The following is a 16,712-nucleotide window of genomic DNA, read 5'->3' as shown; positions in this document are numbered from 1 at the left end:
GGCGTGCCCACCAAGGCCGTGTATTCGCGCACGAGGCGTCCGTTGCCCCAGTCCACTTCAATCAAGAAGTCGACCATGCTTTGCTCAACCGGCTTCAGCGTGGTCACCCGAATAATCGGCTGGCCTTTGGCATTACTCCCTAGGCTGAACTGTAGGTCGGCCGCTGCGCCACTGGGAGGCGCTAAACCAACGCGGCGAAAGGTATCCGGCGAGGCCAGTCGCGCCTTAAGCGCAGCCAGCTCACCGGGGGTGGTTGAGATGATCGGAATTTCAGCCAACAGCGGCTGATTGAGCTTACTTTTGACTTGGATCTGGCCAAGCCCTAAAGCCCAGCTATTTCCAGCCGCCAACAACAAGGCGGCGGCGACCGCTGTTCGCAAAGATCCCATCACGTGTGCTCTTCCATCCCCTTCTTCGCGCAAGACTCTAGCCGCGAGCAGCCTTCGGCGGCAAGCCCTCAGCCACCAAAAGTTCCGCGATCTGCACGGCATTGAGTGCCGCCCCTTTACGGATATTGTCTGCCACAACCCATAGATTCAAGCCGCGCGGGTGCGAAAAGTCTTCACGAATGCGGCCCACAAACACGGCATCTTTACCGGAGGCATGGGTCACAGGCGTGGGATAGCCACCGGCTTTTTGCTCATCCACCACTTCCACACCCGGTGCTTGGCGCAGCAATTCGCGCGCTTGCTGCGGGGTGATTTTCTTCTTGGTTTCAACATTCACCGCTTCCGAATGCCCAAAGAACACCGGCACGCGCACGGCCGTGGGGTTCACTTGAATGCTGTCGTCTTCCAAAATTTTGCGTGTTTCCCAAACCAGCTTCATCTCTTCCTTGGTGTAGCCGTTATCTTGGAAGTCGTCGATATGCGGGATGAGATTGAACGCAATTTGCACCGGAAACTTCTTCGGCTCGATATCTTGAAAGCTAAGTAATTCGGCGGTTTGCTTACCTAGCTCTTCCATTGCTGTGCGGCCACCACCGGACACCGACTGGTAGGTTGCCACGTTCACGCGCTCTACGCCGTATTCGCGATGGATCGGTGCCAGCACCGGCATCAGCTGCATGGTGGAACAGTTGGGGTTGGCGATAATACCGCGCGGACGGTTGCGCGCCGCGTGTGGGTTCACTTCGCTAACCACCAGCGGAACGTCGTCGTCGTAGCGGAATGCCGATGAGTTGTCGATAACCACGGCCCCGGCCGCCGCAAACTTCGGCGCGTATTCTTTACTGGTGCCGCCGCCTGCCGAAAACAGCGCGATATCTACTGTGGAAGGGTCGAATGTGGCGAGGTCTTGCACCACCAGCTCGTCGTCACCAAATTCCACCGTGCTGCCCGCCGAACGTTCGCTGGCAACGGCAACCACCGCGCTGGCCGGGAACTTGCGTTCGGCCAAAATCGACAGCATCACCTCACCCACCGCGCCAGTTGCCCCTACAACAGCGACCTTGTACTGATTACTCATTGTTCTATCACCTCGAAATTTGGATGCAGCGCTTAATGGGCTGCGAAAAGATGTTCTCTGCGATGTGTGCTGCGGCGCGCTGCTGCCCGTTGGGCTTTGCTGGCGGCGCGCCGCTATCGTTTCGCGTCGGTAATCGATTTCGAAGCAGGAATGCGCGGCGCAATATCGCTCACGTCACCGCACTGGGCGCGGTGGCGCAGGGCTTGATCCATCAACACAAGGGCCAGCATAGCCTCGCAAATGGGGGTAGCGCGAATGCCTACGCAGGGGTCGTGGCGGCCGGTGGTGATGATATCCACCACGTCGCCTGACGTGTTTAGCCCTTCCACCGGCAGACGCAGGCTGGAGGTTGGCTTAAACGCCACCGACACGCTGACTTGCTGCCCAGTAGAAATACCGCCCAAGATGCCGCCTGCATGGTTAGACAAAAAACCATCCGGCGTCATGACATCGCGGTGCGCACTGCCTTGTTGCGCCACGCTGGCAAAACCATCACCAATTTCAACACCTTTAACCGCGTTGATCGACATCATCGCTGCCGCCAGCTCGCCGTCGAGCTTGCCGTAGATCGGCTCGCCCCAACCCGGTGGCACACCATCGGCCACAACGGTTACTTTTGCGCCAACGGAGTCGCCGGACTTGCGCAAGGCGTCCATATAACCTTCTAGCTCAGCCACCTGCGCGGCATGCGGCCAGAAGAAGGGGTTGGTTTCGATGACTGCGGCATCAAACCCGTTTGGCACGACCTCGCCAATTTGCGACATCCAGCCGCGCACGCTCACGCCGCGCTGTGCCAGCCATTTTTTGGCGATGACGGCCGCCGCAACGCGCATCGTGGTTTCGCGCGCCGACGAGCGCCCACCGCCACGCGGATCGCGGATGCCGTACTTCTGCCAATACGTGTAATCGGCATGACCGGGGCGAAACTGCGCGGCAATGGCGTTGTAGTCGCGGCTGCGCTGGTCGGTATTGCGAATTAACAGCGCGATGGGCGTGCCGGTGGTCACACCTTCATACACGCCAGAGAGAATCTCGACCTCATCAGCTTCTTTACGCGCCGATGTATGCCGGGTTTTGCCGGTGGCGCGCCGCGCCAAATCATGCGCGAAATCTTCCGGCGCAATTGCAATACCGGGGGGGCAACCGTCCAGCACGCAGCCAATCGCCGGGCCATGCGACTCGCCGAAAGTGGTCACGCGCAGCAGGTGGCCGAAGGTGTTCAAGGCCGCGCATCCGCCAGTTGGGTGATACGGGCATTATGCTCGATCAAATCGGCGCACTCGGCCACGAAGATGCCCATCTGCCCCACCTTGAACTCCACCCACGCCAGCGGCAGTTCCGGCAGTAGCTTGGTGAGCGCACGTTCGGACTCACCTACTTCGCAGATCAGCAGCCCATCTTCCGATAGGTGCAGCGGCGCATCGCGCAGGATCTTCAGCGCAAGGTCGAGGCCATCGTCACCGGCGCGCAGCCCAAGCTCGGGCTCGTGCGCGTACTCACGCGGCAGCGCGTCGGTTTCATCATTGGTGACATAAGGCGGATTGGTGACGATAAGGTCGTAGCGCTGCCCCGGGAGCCCAGAGAACAGATCCGACTTCACAAAACGCACGTTTTCCACCATTAGGCGCTTTTCATTTTCTTGCGCCAGCGCCAGAGCATCGTCGCTGATATCCACGCCATCAACGTGCCAGTCCGGGTTGTAATGCGCCATCGCAATGGCGATGCATCCTGAACCTGTGCACAGATCCAGCGCGCGGCGCACTTCGCGGTCGCCCAGCCACGGTTGAAAACCCGATTCAATCAGCTCGGCAATGGGTGAGCGTGGCACCAGCGCGCGGCGATCACTCTTAAAGCTCAGCCCAGCAAACCACGCTTCGCCAGTGAGATAGCACGCGGGAATGCGCTCCTCGATGCGGCGCAGGAACAGCCCCAGCACGTCTTCCTTTTCGGCCTCCGTTACCCGCGCATTGCCGTACACCGGCGACAGATCGTGCGGCAGGTGCAAGGCATGCAGGGTGAGCTGGGTGGCTTCGTCCAGCGCGTTATCGAAACTATGGCCGAAGCTCAGCCCCGCTGCATTGAAACGGCTCGCGCCATAGCGGATGAGGTCGATGATGGTATGGAGTTCTTGGGACATAAAAGCGGCGCTTGGGCAAGACTGCTCAGTATAACGGTCTGACACAGGTATCATGACGGCCTGCCCTTATTTCGGATGGTCATGACCAAACAAACCGCCTTCATCGTGCTTGCTGCCGTTCTGGCTGCCGGTCTTGGGCTATGGGCGGCGCAGCGCATGTTGACCCCGGCCAGTCACTCTGCACTCCCCGCGACGAAAGCGGTGACGCTCTTTGCAACACCGCGCGTCATTCCCGCCTTTTCGCTACAGCAGACAGGTGGCCAAACGCTGACACCTGATGACCTGAAAGGCCACTGGACAGTGGTTTTTCTTGGTTTCACCCATTGCCCAGACGTTTGCCCTACCACGCTGGCGCAGCTGGCTTCCGCGCAAAAACAGTGGGCAGGGCTACCCGCCGCGCACCGCCCACGCGTGCTGTTTGTGTCCGCCGACCCCGAACGCGACTCCCCAGAACTTTTGGCGCAATACGCCCACGCGTTTCACCCCGACACGCTCGCCGCCACCGCCCCCCTACCCGCGCTGGAAGCCTTTACGCGTTCGCTCTCGCTGGTATTTATGAAAGCCCCCGGCGAAAGCGATGACCCAGCGGACTACAGCATTGACCATAGCGCTGCGCTGGTGCTGCTTGATCCTCAGGCGCGCATGGCTGGTGTCGTGCAGCCGCCGCTGGATATCAAAGGCATCACCGCCGACCTTCTCACGTTGACCAAGACCCTGCAATGAGCCTAATTACCCGCCTCACCTACGTTCTCCCCCATCGTTTTCTATCGTCATTGGCGCGTAAGCTGGCCTATTCACAGCGCCCTGCGTTAAAGCAATGGCTCATCGACACCGTAACGCAAAAGTTCAACGTCAATTTGGCGGAAGCCGCTGAGCCCAATCCAACCGCTTACCCTAGCTTCAACGCCTTCTTCACCCGCGCACTCAAGCCCGGTGCACGCACGCCCGATGCCGACCCGCGCGCGCTCTTGATGCCCGCCGACGGCCACATCAGCCAATGCGGCCGCATTGTGGATGGCCGCATTTTTCAGGCCAAAGGGCAGAGTTTTTCCGCCACCGAGCTATTAGGGAGCGAAGCCGACGCCACGCCGTTTGCCGATGGCAGCTTTGCCACGGTGTACCTATCGCCGCGCGACTACCACCGCGTGCACATGCCATGGACCGGCACGCTGCGCGAAACCGTGCACGTCCCCGGCCGTCTATTTTCGGTTGGTACCGATGCTGTAGCCAACGTGCCGCGCCTATTTGCGCGCAACGAACGCCTTGTCTGTCATTTCGATACCGACTTTGGCCCCATGGTGCAGGTGATGGTGGGCGCCCTCTTGGTCTCTGGCGTAGAAACCGTTTGGGGCGGAGTAGAAATTCCCGCCTATGGCAATGCCATTACCCGCAAAGACTACCGTGGCCAAGGCATCACCTTGGAGCGCTTTGCCGAGATGGCGCGGTTTAACTACGGCAGCACGGTGATTGTGCTGCTGCCAAAGGACGTTGCCACATTGAACCCAGCACTTGGCGCAGAAACCCCAGTACAGCTAGGCCAAGCGTTGGCGCTGCGCAAAACGCCTTAATTCTCGCCACTTTAACGACCGTTGCCGAAGAATCCCTGTTGCTGACACACACGTCATCCACAGGGAGTTTGGCAATGAGTCAAGTTCGTTTGGCCGTCATCTATTACAGCACCTACGGCACCAACCACGCGATGGCGGAAATCGCCGCCGAGGCCGCACATGCTGCTGGCGCCGAAGTGCGCCTGCGTAAGGTACGCGAAACCGCACCAGAATCCGTCGTTGCCGGAACCCAAGGCTGGGCCGCACATGCAGAACGCACAGCGCATGTAGAAACAGCCACCCCCGCCGATATGGAATGGGCCAATGCCTATCTCTTTAGCGCCCCGACCCGCTTCGGCATCGTTGCCAGCCAAATGCGTGCCTTCATCGACACACTGGGCGGCGTTTGGGCGGCAGGCAAGCTGGCCAACAAAGCGGTAAGTGCGATGACCAGCGCGCAAAACATGCACGGCGGGCAAGAAACCACGCTGCTTAGCTGGTTCGCCACCTTCACCCATTGGGGCTCAATTATTGTTCCCCCAGGTTATGCAGACCCGGTGATCTTCAATGCAGGCGGCAACCCCTATGGCACCAGTGTCACCGCCAAAGGTGAGCCGCTCAGTGAGGAGATCAAAGCAGCCATTCGCTTCCAGAGTCAGCGCTTAGTGGATTTTGCAGGCCGCATTGCGCAGGAATAGCGCTTAGCCCTTACAGCCTTCCAACTTTAGCTCTTGGCCCGGCTTCAGCGCATAGCCGGGCTTTTTAAGTTTATTGGCTTTAGCAAGATCGCCTAGCTCGCAGTCAAATTTCCGAACGATCGCGCCGAGCGTATCGCCCTTCTTCACCTTGTACGTTTTTGTTTTAACGGGCTTGGCAGGTGCCTTGACCACTGCCGCTGCGGGCGCAACATCAGCAGGTGCAGTGCTGGCAGCGGGTGTGGGGTCCCCCACCCGCACCAGCGCCTCGCGGGTGTCACTGACCATCAACTGCTTGGCCAGCTCCAAACGCTTGCCGCGCGTACAGTTAAACCGGTACAGCCACGCAATACGGCTAGTCACGTTTAACGCTGTCCCTGCGGGCAAGGTATCGCTGGCCGACCAGCGCGGGTTGAGGTTACGCAGTGCGCGCATATAGCCATCACGCGAGCCCCAGTTGCCCAAGCAAATCGTGAGCTCATAAATTGACGCTGGTTGCGATAGCGTGACGCTGGCCGGGCGCGCACTGACTTTCGGCCAACGAATGCCGTAATCCTTTGGGTGCAAAAACAGCCACGCCGCAGCGATCACCATGGGTACATAGTCTTTGGTCTCGGCAGGAAATTGGTTATAGACATTGATGTCCCAAAAGCTGCGTCCGTTAAACTCACGAAACACACGCAGCGCGCGCCCTTCGCCGCCGTTATACCCTGCCAGAGAAAGCTCGATACTGTTATTGAGCTGCGCCATGCGTTCGGCCAAATACTGCGCAGCGGCATCGGCGGAGGCGCGCGGGTCGTAGCGCGTATCAAAACCGCTGCCATCATTCCCCAAGCCAAAACGACGCCCGGTGGCCGGCATAAACTGCAGCGGCCCCACCGCGCCCGCGCGCGAGCCTACGTGCACCTTGCCGTTGGATTCTTTGGCCATAATGCCAAACAGCAGCGCTTCGGGCAGACCATATCGCTTGAACGATGGCGACATCAAATGCTGCATATAGCGATAGTTTTCGTAGCTATCCATCAGCGATGGCCGCATATCGGTGAGCCAGCGGCGAATGCCCGCTTGCACCGCAGGGTTGAACTGCACCTGTTTCACAAAACGCTGCCCTTCTTCACTGAGCAGCGCCGACGCATTGGCCGAATCGGGCACATCGGCTGCGGCAAAGTCGCGCTCATCGAGTGGATCTTCGCCCTCATCGGAAGGCATATCTTCAAACTGCGGCGTTGCCTGCAGCAAACGCTCATATGTGGCCAACATCGTTTCAACCGAGCAGCCTTGCTGCTTGGCACAGGCATCCACAACCAGCTTCATATCGGCCAGCGCAGACGTGGTTGCTTTTGCCGCGGCCTCTTCATCTTCGGCCAGCATCGCATCACGATAGCGCGCCTCTGCTGTTGCCATCTGCTGCTGCAGCAGCGCAACGGCAGCTTGATCACGCTTGCTATCAGAGCCGCGTTCTTTCTTTGCCTTTGCAACAGCCAGTGGCGATGCAGAAGCGGCGATCAATGTAAGCGACAGGGCGGCCAGCAGGGACAAAGAGCGAGCAGACATCGTGATGTGCGTATAACAATGGGGACGGCAGGGTATCCCCCCACTAGGGGCAACGGCAAGCGATAGTAGTCATGCCCGGCTCAGGCTTCGCATAGAATCCTTCCTAATACCCGCCTATGGAACAGCGCATGGATCCCATTCTTGTTGGCAAGGCCACCACCACGGACAGCAGCGGCAGCGTCTATCTACTGCCAAAGTACGGTAATCGCCACGGCTTGATTGCAGGCGCCACCGGTACCGGCAAAACCGTCACCCTCATGACCTTGGCGGAAGGCTTCTCACGGCTTGGTGTGCCTGTCTTTATGGCCGATGTGAAAGGCGACGTGGCGGGTCTTGCGGTTGCGGGCAGCAGCAATGAAAAGCTGCAACAGCGCGTCGAACAGCTCGGCATTACTGACTATAAAAACGAAGCCGCCACGGTGGTGTTTTGGGATCTTTGGGGTAAATCCGGGCACCCGGTGCGCACAACGGTGAGCGAGATGGGCCCCACCCTATTGGCGCGCATTTTAGAGCTCAACGATACGCAAAGTGGCGTGCTCGATATTTTGTTCAAACTGGCCGATGACCGCGGCTTGTTGCTGCTCGACCTAGACGACTTCCGCGCCATGCTGAATCTGGTTGCCGAAGAGCGCAAAGACATCAGTACCTCGTATGGTCTGGTGAGCACACAGTCGATCGGCGCGATCCAGCGTTCGTTGCTGCGTCTTGAGCAAGAAGGTGCGGAACTGTTCTTCGGCGAACCTGCGCTAGAACTCGCGGATTTAATGCGGGTGAATTACGACGGTCGCGGCGTGATCAATATTCTTGCCGCCGACCAACTCATTCTAAAACCCAAGCTCTATTCCAGCTTTCTGCTTTGGCTGCTCTCTGAACTATTTGAAACACTGCCTGAAGTGGGCGACCTAGAGAAACCCAAGCTGGTGTTCGTGTTCGACGAAGCCCATCTACTATTCAACGACGCACCTGCGGCACTGCAGCAACGCATCGAACAAGTGGTGCGGCTGATTCGCTCCAAGGGCGTGGGTGTGTATTTTTGTTCGCAATTCCCCGATGACATTCCCGCCAATATCTTGGGGCAACTAGGCAACCGCGTGCAGCACGCACTGCGTGCGTTTACACCACGCGACCAGAAAGCCGTTAAAACAGCCGCCGAAACCTTTGTTAGCAACCCCAACTTGGATGTTGCTGACGCCATTGGCCAGCTAGGTGTTGGCGAAGCACTTACATCCATGCTGCTGGACAAAGGCGTGCCGATGCCCGTGGAAAAAACGCTCATTGCACCGCCACGCTGCCGTATGGGCGCAATCACCGAAATCGAGCGCACCCAAGTGCGTGCTAGCAGCCCTGTTGGCATCAAATACGACACCGCCATCAACCGTGAATCGGCGGCTGAAACATTAGCGGCACGCGTTCAGCAGGCCGCCGCAGATGAACCAGAAGCCAAGCAGGAAGAAGAAGGCGGCTTTGGGCAAAAGTTCAACGAATTCTTGTTCGGAACCAAGCGTCGCCAAGGCGTAGTGGAGTCTGTGGCCAAGCAAACCACACGTAATATCGGCGGCTCGATTGGCCGCAGCGTGGGCGGCTCGATTGGCGAATCGGTGATGGGCAAGACCGGGAAAAAATTTGGCGGTCAAATCGGCAACCAAATTGTTCGTGGCATTCTTGGTGGTATTTTTGGCCGCCGCTAATCTATAGGAGTCTTTCATGCGTTTATCGTTCTCTTTGCTTCTGGTCACGTGTACCGCGCTGCTACTCACTGCCTGCGCACCAACACCCAAGGCCGAACAAGAAGCCCTTGCTACAACTGAACCAGCATTAGCACCCGCTGCGTCCGCAGCAACAGCGACACCTGCACAGGAAACCTTCGGCGTAGGCAATTTTGCAGGTGTGTTTAACGGCACATTGCCTTGTGCCGATTGCCCAGGCATCGACACCACGCTCACACTCAAAGCCGACGGTAGTTACTTACTGCATTCTGTGTATCAAGATCGCAATTCATCGTTCGACGAACACGGCGTTTGGCAGGTAGAGCAATCCGACCGCAGCGTTCGCCTGCAGCAGGAAGGCAAAGACACCACGTCATCGGCCTATCAGATTCTCTCGAAAGATGAGATCAAAATGCTCGACAGCGAAGGCAAGCCCATTGACACCCCACTCAATTACAGCCTGCACCGTAAACCGGCATGAGCCGCTGGCGCCCCCCTGCTGAAAAAAGTACGGCCCTGATTACACCGCAGGGCCATGCGCGGCTGAAAGCCGAGTTAGACGATCTCTGGCGCGTGCGTCGCCCTGAAGTGGTCAAAGCACTTTCTGCAGCGGCCGCAGAGGGCGATCGCTCGGAAAATGCAGAGTACACCTACCGCAAAAAACAGCTCGGAGAAATTGACCGCCGCGTGCGCTACCTCAGCAAGCGGCTTGAGGCGCTCAAAGTGGTGGACACCGCTCCGTCTGACCCACAAGCGGTGTTCTTTGGCGCGCAGGTGGAACTTGAAAACGCTGACACAGGCGAACTGCTGCGTTACCGCATCGTTGGGCCTGATGAAACCGACGCCAAGCTCGGCTGGATCAGCATTGATGCACCACTCGCACGCGTCATGCTGAAGAAACATATCGACGACGAGTTTGAAGCCGAACTGCCCGGCGGCAAAGCGACATTCGTCATTATCGACGTTAGCTACCCGCCGCCATAGCCGAGGTTAATCGTTGTATTCCACTTCACCGTAAAGGTCGTGCTCATCGCTCCCCATGATGCGCACCTGTACGAACTCTCCCGGCCGCAGGCCCGCTTCGCGACCATCTTGAATCTGCACCAAACCGTCAATTTCTGGCGCATCGGCCTTCGAGCGCGCAATGGCCAGCTCGCCGTCAATCGCATCCACGATGCAGGTCTGCACACTGCCCACCTTGGCTTCGAGCTTGGCCGCAGAAATCTCCGCCTGCCGCGCCATAAAGCGCGCCAAACGTTCCTGCTTGACCTCTTCCGGAACGGGATCGGGCAGATCATTGGCCTTCGCACCCGTAACCGGCGAATAAGCGAACGCACCCACACGGTCTAACTGGGCTTCGTCTAAGAAATCCAGCAGTGTTTCAAATTCTGCTTCGGTCTCACCCGGAAACCCCACAATGAAGGTGCTGCGAATGGTGAGATCGGGGCAAATGCTGCGCCAGTTGTGGATGCGTTCCAGCGTTTTTTCCACCGCACCTGGGCGCTTCATCAGCTTGAGAATACGCGGCACCGCGTGCTGGAACGGAATGTCCAAATACGGAAGAATCTTGCCTTCCGCCATCAGCGGGATCACATCGTCCACATGCGGGTACGGATACACGTAGTGCAGGCGCGTCCACACGCCGAGTTCAGACAGCCCCTCGCACAGCGCCTTCATGCGGGTTTCGTAAAAATTATTGCGCCACAACTTCGGCGCGTATTTCACGTCCACACCGTAGGCACTGGTGTCCTGCGAGACCACCAGCAATTCCTTCACCCCGCCGCGCACCAATTTTTCGGCTTCAATCAATACCTCATCCACCGGACGCGAGACCAAATCGCCGCGTAGTGACGGGATGATGCAGAAGCTGCAGCGATGGTTGCAGCCTTCGGAAATTTTCAAATACGCAAAATGGTGCGGGGTGAGCTTCAGGCCGTAATCTGGCAGCAGGTCCACGAAGGGGTCGTGCTTCGGCGGCACCGCTTGATGCACCGCTTCCATCACGCTGGTGTAGTCCTGCGGGCCGCTGATCGAAAGTACGCCGGGGTGCGCCTCACGAATCAACTCCGCACGCTTGCCCAAGCAGCCGGTCACGATGACCTTGCCGTTTTCCGCCAGCGCCTCGCCGATGGTGTCCAGCGATTCGGCCACCGCGCTATCAATGAAACCGCAGGTGTTGACCACCACCACATCGGCGTCGTCATAGGTCTGCACGAGATCGTAGCCTTCCACCTTGAGTTGGGTGAGGATGCGCTCAGAATCGACGAGGGCCTTCGGGCAGCCGAGGCTGACAAATCCGACTTTAGGTTGCTGCAGGGACATGCCGGTTACACTTGCGAAAAGGTTTGAAATTATAAAGGAGAACCCCATGGGTAGCTGGCAGACGCTTTACGCCCCTTGTGGCGCGGTACAGGCATGGGTCACGCACCCCGAGGGCACGCCGCGCGGCGCGGTGGTGGTAGCGCACGAAATTTTCGGCCTGCTGCCGCATTACCAGAACGTCTGCCAACGCCTGTCGGGTGCGGGTTTTATCGCAATGGCCCCGGCGTTTTTCGACCTACTTGAACCCGGCCTAGTGCTGCCCACCAACTTGGTCGGCGCCAACCGTGGCCGTGAAGTGGTCAACCGTATCGGCCTTGATTGCGGTGTGGATACCATTGAAGAAGCCGCGCGTGTGCTGGCAAAAACAGGGCATAAGGTTGGGGTCGTGGGTTTTAGCTGGGGCGGCACGCTGGCGCTACTGGCCAATACCCGGCTGGGCCTGCCCGCGGTGAGCTATTACGCCACCCGCAACCCACCATTTTTAGATGAACCGGCGCAAGCGCCGCTGATGTTTCACTTCGGCGAACTCGATGCCCCCATTCCGCCGGAAACCGTTGAACTGCACCGGCAAAAACAGCCGCAGGCGCAAGTCTTCGTGTATCCGGGGGCCGACCATGCATTTAACCGCGACCCCGACCCACCCTATCAACCGGAGGCTGCAAATTTGGCGTGGAAGCGTACACTGGACTTCTTCGCGGAGCATTTGTCATGAGCAGCTGGCAGCTGGACCCGAAATTAGCCGACGACACCGTCCCCGTCCTTGACTTGGCACTGTGTGAAGTGCGCCTAATGGATGACGCCAACCATCCGTGGCTGATCTTGGTCCCTAAGATCCCCGGGGCAACAGAAATCATCGATTTAAGCCCCGCGCAGCGGCAGCAACTCACTGCTGAAATTGACACGGCCGCGCGCGCGCTGAAAACCGTCTTCACCCCTGACAAACTCAATGTGGCCGCACTGGGCAACCAAGTACCGCAGCTGCATGTGCACGTCATTGCGCGTTACACCCACGATATCGCGTGGCCGCGCCCGGTGTGGGGGGCCGCACACGCCAAAGCCTATTCGCCCGAGCAACTGGTTGAGCGCGTTGGCCTGCTGCAAGGTGCGCTGCAGGCTTGAGGCACTGGCAGCTGCAACGGCTGGGTGAAGACGGGCTGCTGCTGCAGCTTGGCACGTCTATCGATGCCGCGCTGAACACGCAAGTGCATGCGCTCAATACCCAAATCCAAGCCCAGCGCCCAGCGTGGTTGCGCGATAGCGTACCCGGCTATTCCAGCCTTGCGCTATTTCTTAACGAACAGGCATTTGCACATAGCCAAGACCCGCTGCAGACCGCGGAAACTTGGTTGCACCATCTGCTGCAAGCCGCACCACTTGGCACTGCGCGCAACACAAGTCGATGCGTTGAAATCCCTGTGCACTATGGTGGCGAAGCGGGCCCCGATCTTGCTTTCGTGGCCGAGCGTGCGCGGCTTTCTAGTGAAGAAGTGATTCATTTGCACTGCTCCGCCGAATACCGCGTCGCCATGCTGGGGTTTTCCCCCGGCTTTCCCTACCTATTGGGATTAGACCCACGGCTGACAACACCGCGCCGCAGCACGCCCAGAACCTTAGTGCCTGCAGGCAGCATAGCGATTGGCGGCGCGCAAACGGGACTATACCCACAAGCCAGCCCAGGCGGCTGGAACCTAATTGGCCGCACCGCGCTTGCGCTGTTTGATCCGCAGCGCGCGGCACCATCCCTGCTCGCTCCCGGTGATCGTGTGCGTTTCATTGCAATTAACGGCACATGAGTATCGACGTTCTCTCCCCCGGCCTGCTCACCACGGTTCAAGACCTTGGCCGCTTCGGCTGGCGGCACTTAGGCGTCGGTACGTCGGGCGCACTGGATGCATACGCCCATACGTTGGCGAACATGCTGGTGGGCAACCCCGCCAATGCCGCCACGCTAGAAATCACCCTCACCGGGCCGCGCCTGACATTCCAGCACCCCTGCACCATTGCACTGTGCGGCGCGCAGATCGACGCCCACTGCGATGGCCAGATCATTCCCTGCGCACGCCCGGTGCAGCTGCCCGCAGGCAGCACACTCACGCTGGGGGCGTGCCGCACGGGCGCGCGCACTTATCTTGCCGTTGCGGGCGGTATCGACGTGCCGGAATGCATGCACAGCCGCAGCACCGACCTTCGCGGCGGCTTCGGCGGCTTGGCTGGGCGCGCGCTGCGCGCAGGCGATCACATACCGCTACGGCCATCGTCCCTGCTTGATCTCACCGCGCCATGCATCGCGCCGTGGTGGATTGATGATGCTCTAGACGCCGCCCACAGCGCGCCCATCCACCTGTTACCCAGTGTTGACGCGCTTGCTTCACCCGGCACACTGCTCGCCACACGCTGGAACATTTCCGCACAGAGCAACCGCCAAGGCCTGCGCCTACAAGGGCCAGCACTGCAGCTGGTAAACAATGACGAGCGCATTTCCGCGCCGGTTGCCCCCGGCACTGTACAGCTACCGCCCGACGGCCAGCCCATCGTGCTGCTAGCCGATGCGCAAACCCACGGCGGCTACCCCTGCATTGGCCACGTCATTCGCGCCGACCGCCAGCGGCTGGCACAACTGCGCCCGGGCGACACCTTTCACTTTGCCGCCGTCACCCCGCAGCAGGCACGGCAGGCATGGCAAGCCCAGCAACACATGCTCGCGCGGCTACAGCTTGCCATCCACGCGCGCCGCGAGGCCATGACCTGTTAGGCTCTACGCATCGATACTCACCGAGGCGCAATGACTACGCTCGACTTCAACTGCGATCTTGGTGAAGGCTGCGGCAACGACGCCGCAATCTTGCCGTGGATCAGCTCAGCCAGCATCGCCTGCGGGGGGCATACAGGAGATGCCACCAGCATGCGCGAAGCAATCGCGCGCTGCCTTGACCACGGCGTTGCGATCGGCGCGCACCCATCCTTTGAAGACCGCGAGTATTTCGGGCGGCGCGCGCTCACGCTTCCACCCGCTGCGATTGAAACCAGTGTGCGCCAGCAGATTACCGCACTGGCCGAACACTGCACTGCGCTTGGCGCTCCGCTACGCCACGTTAAACCCCACGGCGCGCTCTACAACCTTGCCGCCCACCAGCGCACGATTGCTGATGCCATCGTGCGCGCCATTCAATCCATTGACGCTTCATTGATCCTGTACGGCCTCGCCAACTCCTGCCTAACAGCAGCGGGCGAAGCGGCCGGGTTGCGTGTGGCCCACGAAGTCTTTGCTGAACGCGCGTACGACCGCAATGGCCAGCTTGCACCACGCGGCACCCCAGGCGCCGTCATCGAATCCATTGAAACTTCCCTGACACAAGTGCGCCAACTTCTGCGTAGCGGCCATGTCACTGCACGCGATGGTGCGCAAGTGCCACTTCGTGCCGACACCTTATGCCTGCACGGCGACCGCGCCGACGCCCCACTTTTTGCTCGTGCCTTGCATGAAGCAATCACGGCAGACCACATCCACATCACAGCGCCTTTTCAACCCCTATGAATTATTGGCCACTGCTTGGTATTGCAATTGTCATTATTGGTTTTGTGCGCCGCTACAACCCCGTTGCCGTGGTGGTGAGTGCGGGCATCATCAGCGGGTTATTAGCCGGTAAAACATTCGGCGAGCTGCTTGCCTTGTTAGGCGAGAGCTTTGTTTCTAACCGTGCGCTGCTGCTGTTCACCCTCACCTTGCCCGCCATCGGCCTGCTGGAACGTGCGGGGCTGCGCGAGCATGTGCACGCTTGGATCATGCGCCTGCGCGGCATGACGCTGGCGCGCCTGCTGATTGGCTATCTGGGCCTGCGCCAAATTTTAAGCATGCTTGGCCTCACCAATGTGGCTGGGCATCCGCAAACCGTGCGCCCGTTGCTTGCACCCATGAGTGAAGCCGCCGCAGAAAAGTCCATTGGCAACTTAGATCACACAAGCCGTCAGCGCCTACTTGCTATGGACGCCGCCACCGATAATATCGGCCTATTTTTTGGTGAAGACGTGTTCGTTGCAATCGGCGCTGTATTGCTGATTCAAGGCTTCTACGCGCAAAACGGTATCGTGTTGGAACCCTTGCATATCGCGCTATGGTCGATCCCCACCGCCATCGCGGCCTTCATTATTCATGCAATCCGCATTGTGCTGTTTCAGCGCCAACTGCAGGCCAAAGCGCAGGGAACGAACGCATGATCTCACTGCCCATTTTTTACTGGCTACTCGCGGTCTTTTTGGCCTATGCCAGCTGGCGCAATCTACGCGCGCAGCACTGGGCGCAAGCGGGCTTTTGGGGCGTGCTCGCCTTGCTGATTGCAGGTGGCGATTATGTTTTAGAAACACACAACGCCGGGCAACAGCTTCCTTCGCAGCTTGCAGGTATTGGCGTGATTGCGCTGGCACTGCTGGCCCCCGGTATGCGCCGCGTACATTTAGAGGAAGCGCCCGCCGAACAGCGCCTCGCCAGCGCGCAGCGGCTGGGCCACAAGCTGTTTGGCCCAGCACTACTCATTCCCCTGCTCACAGTGCTCGCGGTATTTATCGGCCCCAAGCTGGCATTTGAACAATGGACATTATTTGGAAACGGCAGCGCTACGCTCATTGGGTTATCGCTTGCCAGCGTCATTGCGGCACTGGCCGCTATTCATGTGACCCGTGCGCCAACGATCGCCGCTGCATCCGAAGGCCGCCGCCTACTCGACACCATGGGCTGGGCCGCGCTGCTGCCCTTGGTTTTGGCCACTTTGGGCGGCGTGTTTGCCGCCAGTGGTGTGGGTGAAGCCGTGGCCGCACTGGTGTCGGCGGTGATCCCCACCGATAACCGCCTCGCCTGCGTGCTTGCGTACGGCCTCGGCATGGTGCTGTTCACCGTCATCATGGGCAATGCATTTGCGGCTTTCCCCGTACTCACCGCGGGTATCGGCCTGCCGCTACTCATTCATCAACACGGCGCAGACCCAGCGATCTTGGGCGCGCTGGGCATGCTCACCGGCTACTGCGGCACCTTACTCACGCCGATGGCGGCCAACTTCAACCTTGTACCAGCAGCTTTGCTTGAACTTGACGACCCTAACGGCGTCATCCGCGCGCAAATCGGTACTGCATTGCCGCTGCTCTTGGTCAATCTTATTTTGATGTACGTTCTTATCTTTCGTTAGCGTGCCCCAATGCCGAAACAAACCCCATTAACTGTTTTAGTCACCGGCTTTGAGCCCTTCGGCGGGGAACGCAGCAACCCCAGCTGGGAAGCGGTGCGCAGCCTACA

18 protein-coding genes and 1 pseudogene are annotated in these 16,712 nt (G+C 59.3%); 13 read left to right on the top strand and 6 right to left on the bottom strand.

Annotated elements, in window-relative coordinates:
• The 4 genes and pseudogenes from KUL77_RS07105 to prmB all read right to left on the bottom strand — a co-directional run.
• Positions 1-389: pseudogene (locus KUL77_RS07105) on the bottom strand (fimbrial protein FimV); the annotation flags it as partial.
• A gap of 37 nt (positions 390-426) precedes the next feature.
• Positions 427-1,467, bottom strand: a complete 1,041-nt coding sequence (locus tag KUL77_RS07100) for an aspartate-semialdehyde dehydrogenase (protein ID WP_297145035.1) — start codon at positions 1,465-1,467, stop codon at positions 427-429.
• 113 nt (positions 1,468-1,580) lie between these two features.
• Positions 1,581-2,690: a chorismate synthase gene (gene aroC / locus KUL77_RS07095; protein ID WP_297145032.1), complete on the bottom strand. Its 1,110-nt coding sequence runs from the start codon at positions 2,688-2,690 to the stop codon at positions 1,581-1,583.
• Positions 2,687-3,604 (bottom strand): 50S ribosomal protein L3 N(5)-glutamine methyltransferase, encoded by a 918-nt coding sequence (prmB, locus tag KUL77_RS07090; protein ID WP_297145030.1) that lies wholly within the window; start codon positions 3,602-3,604, stop codon positions 2,687-2,689. The genes aroC and prmB overlap by 4 nt, the downstream gene beginning before the upstream one ends.
• Positions 3,605-3,685: 81 nt before the next feature.
• Here prmB and KUL77_RS07085 point away from each other — a divergent pair, with 81 nt between their 5' ends.
• The 3 genes from KUL77_RS07085 (at position 3,686) to wrbA (ending at position 5,849) form a co-directional block, all read left to right on the top strand.
• A complete protein-coding gene (locus KUL77_RS07085) occupies positions 3,686-4,327 on the top strand; it encodes an SCO family protein (RefSeq protein WP_297145027.1) in 642 nt (213 codons plus the stop codon).
• Entirely contained in the window at positions 4,324-5,172 is an 849-nt protein-coding gene (gene asd, locus KUL77_RS07080) for an archaetidylserine decarboxylase (protein ID WP_297145024.1), read from the top strand. Before KUL77_RS07085 ends, asd begins: the two co-directional genes overlap by 4 nt.
• A 74-nt stretch (positions 5,173-5,246) precedes the next feature.
• Complete coding sequence (gene wrbA, locus KUL77_RS07075) at positions 5,247-5,849, top strand: NAD(P)H:quinone oxidoreductase (RefSeq protein ID WP_297145021.1); 603 nt, start codon at positions 5,247-5,249, stop codon at positions 5,847-5,849.
• A gap of 3 nt (positions 5,850-5,852) precedes the next feature.
• On the opposite strand, the gene KUL77_RS07070 is transcribed toward wrbA, so the two are convergent.
• Positions 5,853-7,400, bottom strand: coding sequence for a transglycosylase SLT domain-containing protein (locus KUL77_RS07070; protein WP_297145018.1), 1,548 nt, complete (start codon positions 7,398-7,400; stop codon positions 5,853-5,855).
• A 128-nt stretch (positions 7,401-7,528) separates the two neighbouring features.
• On the opposite strand from KUL77_RS07070, the gene KUL77_RS07065 reads away from it, so the two are divergent.
• The 3 genes from KUL77_RS07065 to greB are packed head-to-tail and all read left to right on the top strand — an operon-like array spanning position 7,529 to position 10,090.
• Positions 7,529-9,088 carry a helicase HerA-like domain-containing protein gene (locus tag KUL77_RS07065; RefSeq protein WP_297145015.1) on the top strand — a complete coding sequence of 520 codons (1,560 nt, stop codon included), beginning with the start codon at positions 7,529-7,531 and terminating at the stop codon, positions 9,086-9,088.
• Positions 9,089-9,104: 16 nt separating this feature from the next.
• Positions 9,105-9,587, top strand: coding sequence for a copper resistance protein NlpE (locus tag KUL77_RS07060; protein ID WP_297145012.1), 483 nt, complete (start codon positions 9,105-9,107; stop codon positions 9,585-9,587).
• The gene (greB, locus tag KUL77_RS07055; RefSeq protein WP_297145009.1) at positions 9,584-10,090 is read left to right on the top strand and encodes a transcription elongation factor GreB; all 507 of its coding nucleotides are present in this window, start codon (positions 9,584-9,586) and stop codon (positions 10,088-10,090) included. Before KUL77_RS07060 ends, greB begins: the two co-directional genes overlap by 4 nt.
• Before the next feature lie 6 nt (positions 10,091-10,096).
• On the opposite strand, the gene rimO is transcribed toward greB, so the two are convergent.
• Complete coding sequence (gene rimO, locus KUL77_RS07050; protein ID WP_297145007.1) at positions 10,097-11,428, bottom strand: 30S ribosomal protein S12 methylthiotransferase RimO; 1,332 nt, start codon at positions 11,426-11,428, stop codon at positions 10,097-10,099.
• A gap of 46 nt (positions 11,429-11,474) precedes the next feature.
• Here rimO and KUL77_RS07045 point away from each other — a divergent pair, with 46 nt between their 5' ends.
• Genes KUL77_RS07045 through KUL77_RS07015 form a run of 7 tightly spaced genes read left to right on the top strand, consistent with a single transcriptional unit; the run spans position 11,475 to position 16,605 of the window.
• Entirely contained in the window at positions 11,475-12,140 is a 666-nt protein-coding gene (locus KUL77_RS07045) for a dienelactone hydrolase family protein (RefSeq protein WP_297145006.1), read from the top strand.
• A complete protein-coding gene (locus KUL77_RS07040; protein WP_297145005.1) occupies positions 12,137-12,547 on the top strand; it encodes an HIT family protein in 411 nt (136 codons plus the stop codon). The genes KUL77_RS07045 and KUL77_RS07040 overlap by 4 nt, the downstream gene beginning before the upstream one ends.
• Positions 12,544-13,221, top strand: a complete 678-nt coding sequence (gene pxpB, locus KUL77_RS07035) for a 5-oxoprolinase subunit PxpB (RefSeq protein ID WP_297145003.1) — start codon at positions 12,544-12,546, stop codon at positions 13,219-13,221. Before KUL77_RS07040 ends, pxpB begins: the two co-directional genes overlap by 4 nt.
• A complete protein-coding gene (locus tag KUL77_RS07030; protein ID WP_297144999.1) occupies positions 13,218-14,180 on the top strand; it encodes a biotin-dependent carboxyltransferase family protein in 963 nt (320 codons plus the stop codon). Before pxpB ends, KUL77_RS07030 begins: the two co-directional genes overlap by 4 nt.
• A 30-nt stretch (positions 14,181-14,210) precedes the next feature.
• The gene (locus KUL77_RS07025; RefSeq protein ID WP_297144996.1) at positions 14,211-14,963 is read left to right on the top strand and encodes a 5-oxoprolinase subunit PxpA; all 753 of its coding nucleotides are present in this window, start codon (positions 14,211-14,213) and stop codon (positions 14,961-14,963) included.
• On the top strand, positions 14,960-15,643 hold the full coding sequence (locus tag KUL77_RS07020) for a DUF969 domain-containing protein (RefSeq protein ID WP_297144993.1): 684 nt from the start codon (positions 14,960-14,962) through the stop codon (positions 15,641-15,643). Before KUL77_RS07025 ends, KUL77_RS07020 begins: the two co-directional genes overlap by 4 nt.
• On the top strand, positions 15,640-16,605 hold the full coding sequence (locus KUL77_RS07015) for a DUF979 domain-containing protein (RefSeq protein ID WP_297144990.1): 966 nt from the start codon (positions 15,640-15,642) through the stop codon (positions 16,603-16,605). The genes KUL77_RS07020 and KUL77_RS07015 overlap by 4 nt, the downstream gene beginning before the upstream one ends.
• Positions 16,606-16,712 lie beyond the last annotated feature (107 nt).

This window comes from Thermomonas sp., assembly GCF_019104945.1.
Lineage (GTDB): Bacteria > Pseudomonadota > Gammaproteobacteria > Xanthomonadales > Xanthomonadaceae > Thermomonas.
This window is presented reverse-complemented; position numbering and strand designations above follow the sequence as displayed.

Excerpts from the sequence above, each read along its gene's own strand:
- KUL77_RS07070 (WP_297145018.1), bottom strand. The coding sequence starts at position 7,400 with ATGTCTGCTCGCTCTTTGTCCCTGCTGGCCGCCCTGTCGCTTACATTG.
- KUL77_RS07085 (WP_297145027.1), top strand. The coding sequence starts at position 3,686 with ATGACCAAACAAACCGCCTTCATCGTGCTTGCTGCCGTTCTGGCTGCC.
- KUL77_RS07045 (WP_297145006.1), top strand. The coding sequence starts at position 11,475 with ATGGGTAGCTGGCAGACGCTTTACGCCCCTTGTGGCGCGGTACAGGCA.
- greB (WP_297145009.1), top strand. The coding sequence starts at position 9,584 with ATGAGCCGCTGGCGCCCCCCTGCTGAAAAAAGTACGGCCCTGATTACA.
- prmB (WP_297145030.1), bottom strand. The coding sequence starts at position 3,604 with ATGTCCCAAGAACTCCATACCATCATCGACCTCATCCGCTATGGCGCG.
- KUL77_RS07100 (WP_297145035.1), bottom strand. The coding sequence starts at position 1,467 with ATGAGTAATCAGTACAAGGTCGCTGTTGTAGGGGCAACTGGCGCGGTG.
- rimO (WP_297145007.1), bottom strand. The coding sequence starts at position 11,428 with ATGTCCCTGCAGCAACCTAAAGTCGGATTTGTCAGCCTCGGCTGCCCG.
- KUL77_RS07025 (WP_297144996.1), top strand. The coding sequence starts at position 14,211 with ATGACTACGCTCGACTTCAACTGCGATCTTGGTGAAGGCTGCGGCAAC.
- wrbA (WP_297145021.1), top strand. The coding sequence starts at position 5,247 with ATGAGTCAAGTTCGTTTGGCCGTCATCTATTACAGCACCTACGGCACC.
- KUL77_RS07030 (WP_297144999.1), top strand. The coding sequence starts at position 13,218 with ATGAGTATCGACGTTCTCTCCCCCGGCCTGCTCACCACGGTTCAAGAC.
- KUL77_RS07020 (WP_297144993.1), top strand. The coding sequence starts at position 14,960 with ATGAATTATTGGCCACTGCTTGGTATTGCAATTGTCATTATTGGTTTT.
- asd (WP_297145024.1), top strand. The coding sequence starts at position 4,324 with ATGAGCCTAATTACCCGCCTCACCTACGTTCTCCCCCATCGTTTTCTA.
- KUL77_RS07060 (WP_297145012.1), top strand. The coding sequence starts at position 9,105 with ATGCGTTTATCGTTCTCTTTGCTTCTGGTCACGTGTACCGCGCTGCTA.
- KUL77_RS07040 (WP_297145005.1), top strand. The coding sequence starts at position 12,137 with ATGAGCAGCTGGCAGCTGGACCCGAAATTAGCCGACGACACCGTCCCC.
- KUL77_RS07015 (WP_297144990.1), top strand. The coding sequence starts at position 15,640 with ATGATCTCACTGCCCATTTTTTACTGGCTACTCGCGGTCTTTTTGGCC.
- KUL77_RS07065 (WP_297145015.1), top strand. The coding sequence starts at position 7,529 with ATGGATCCCATTCTTGTTGGCAAGGCCACCACCACGGACAGCAGCGGC.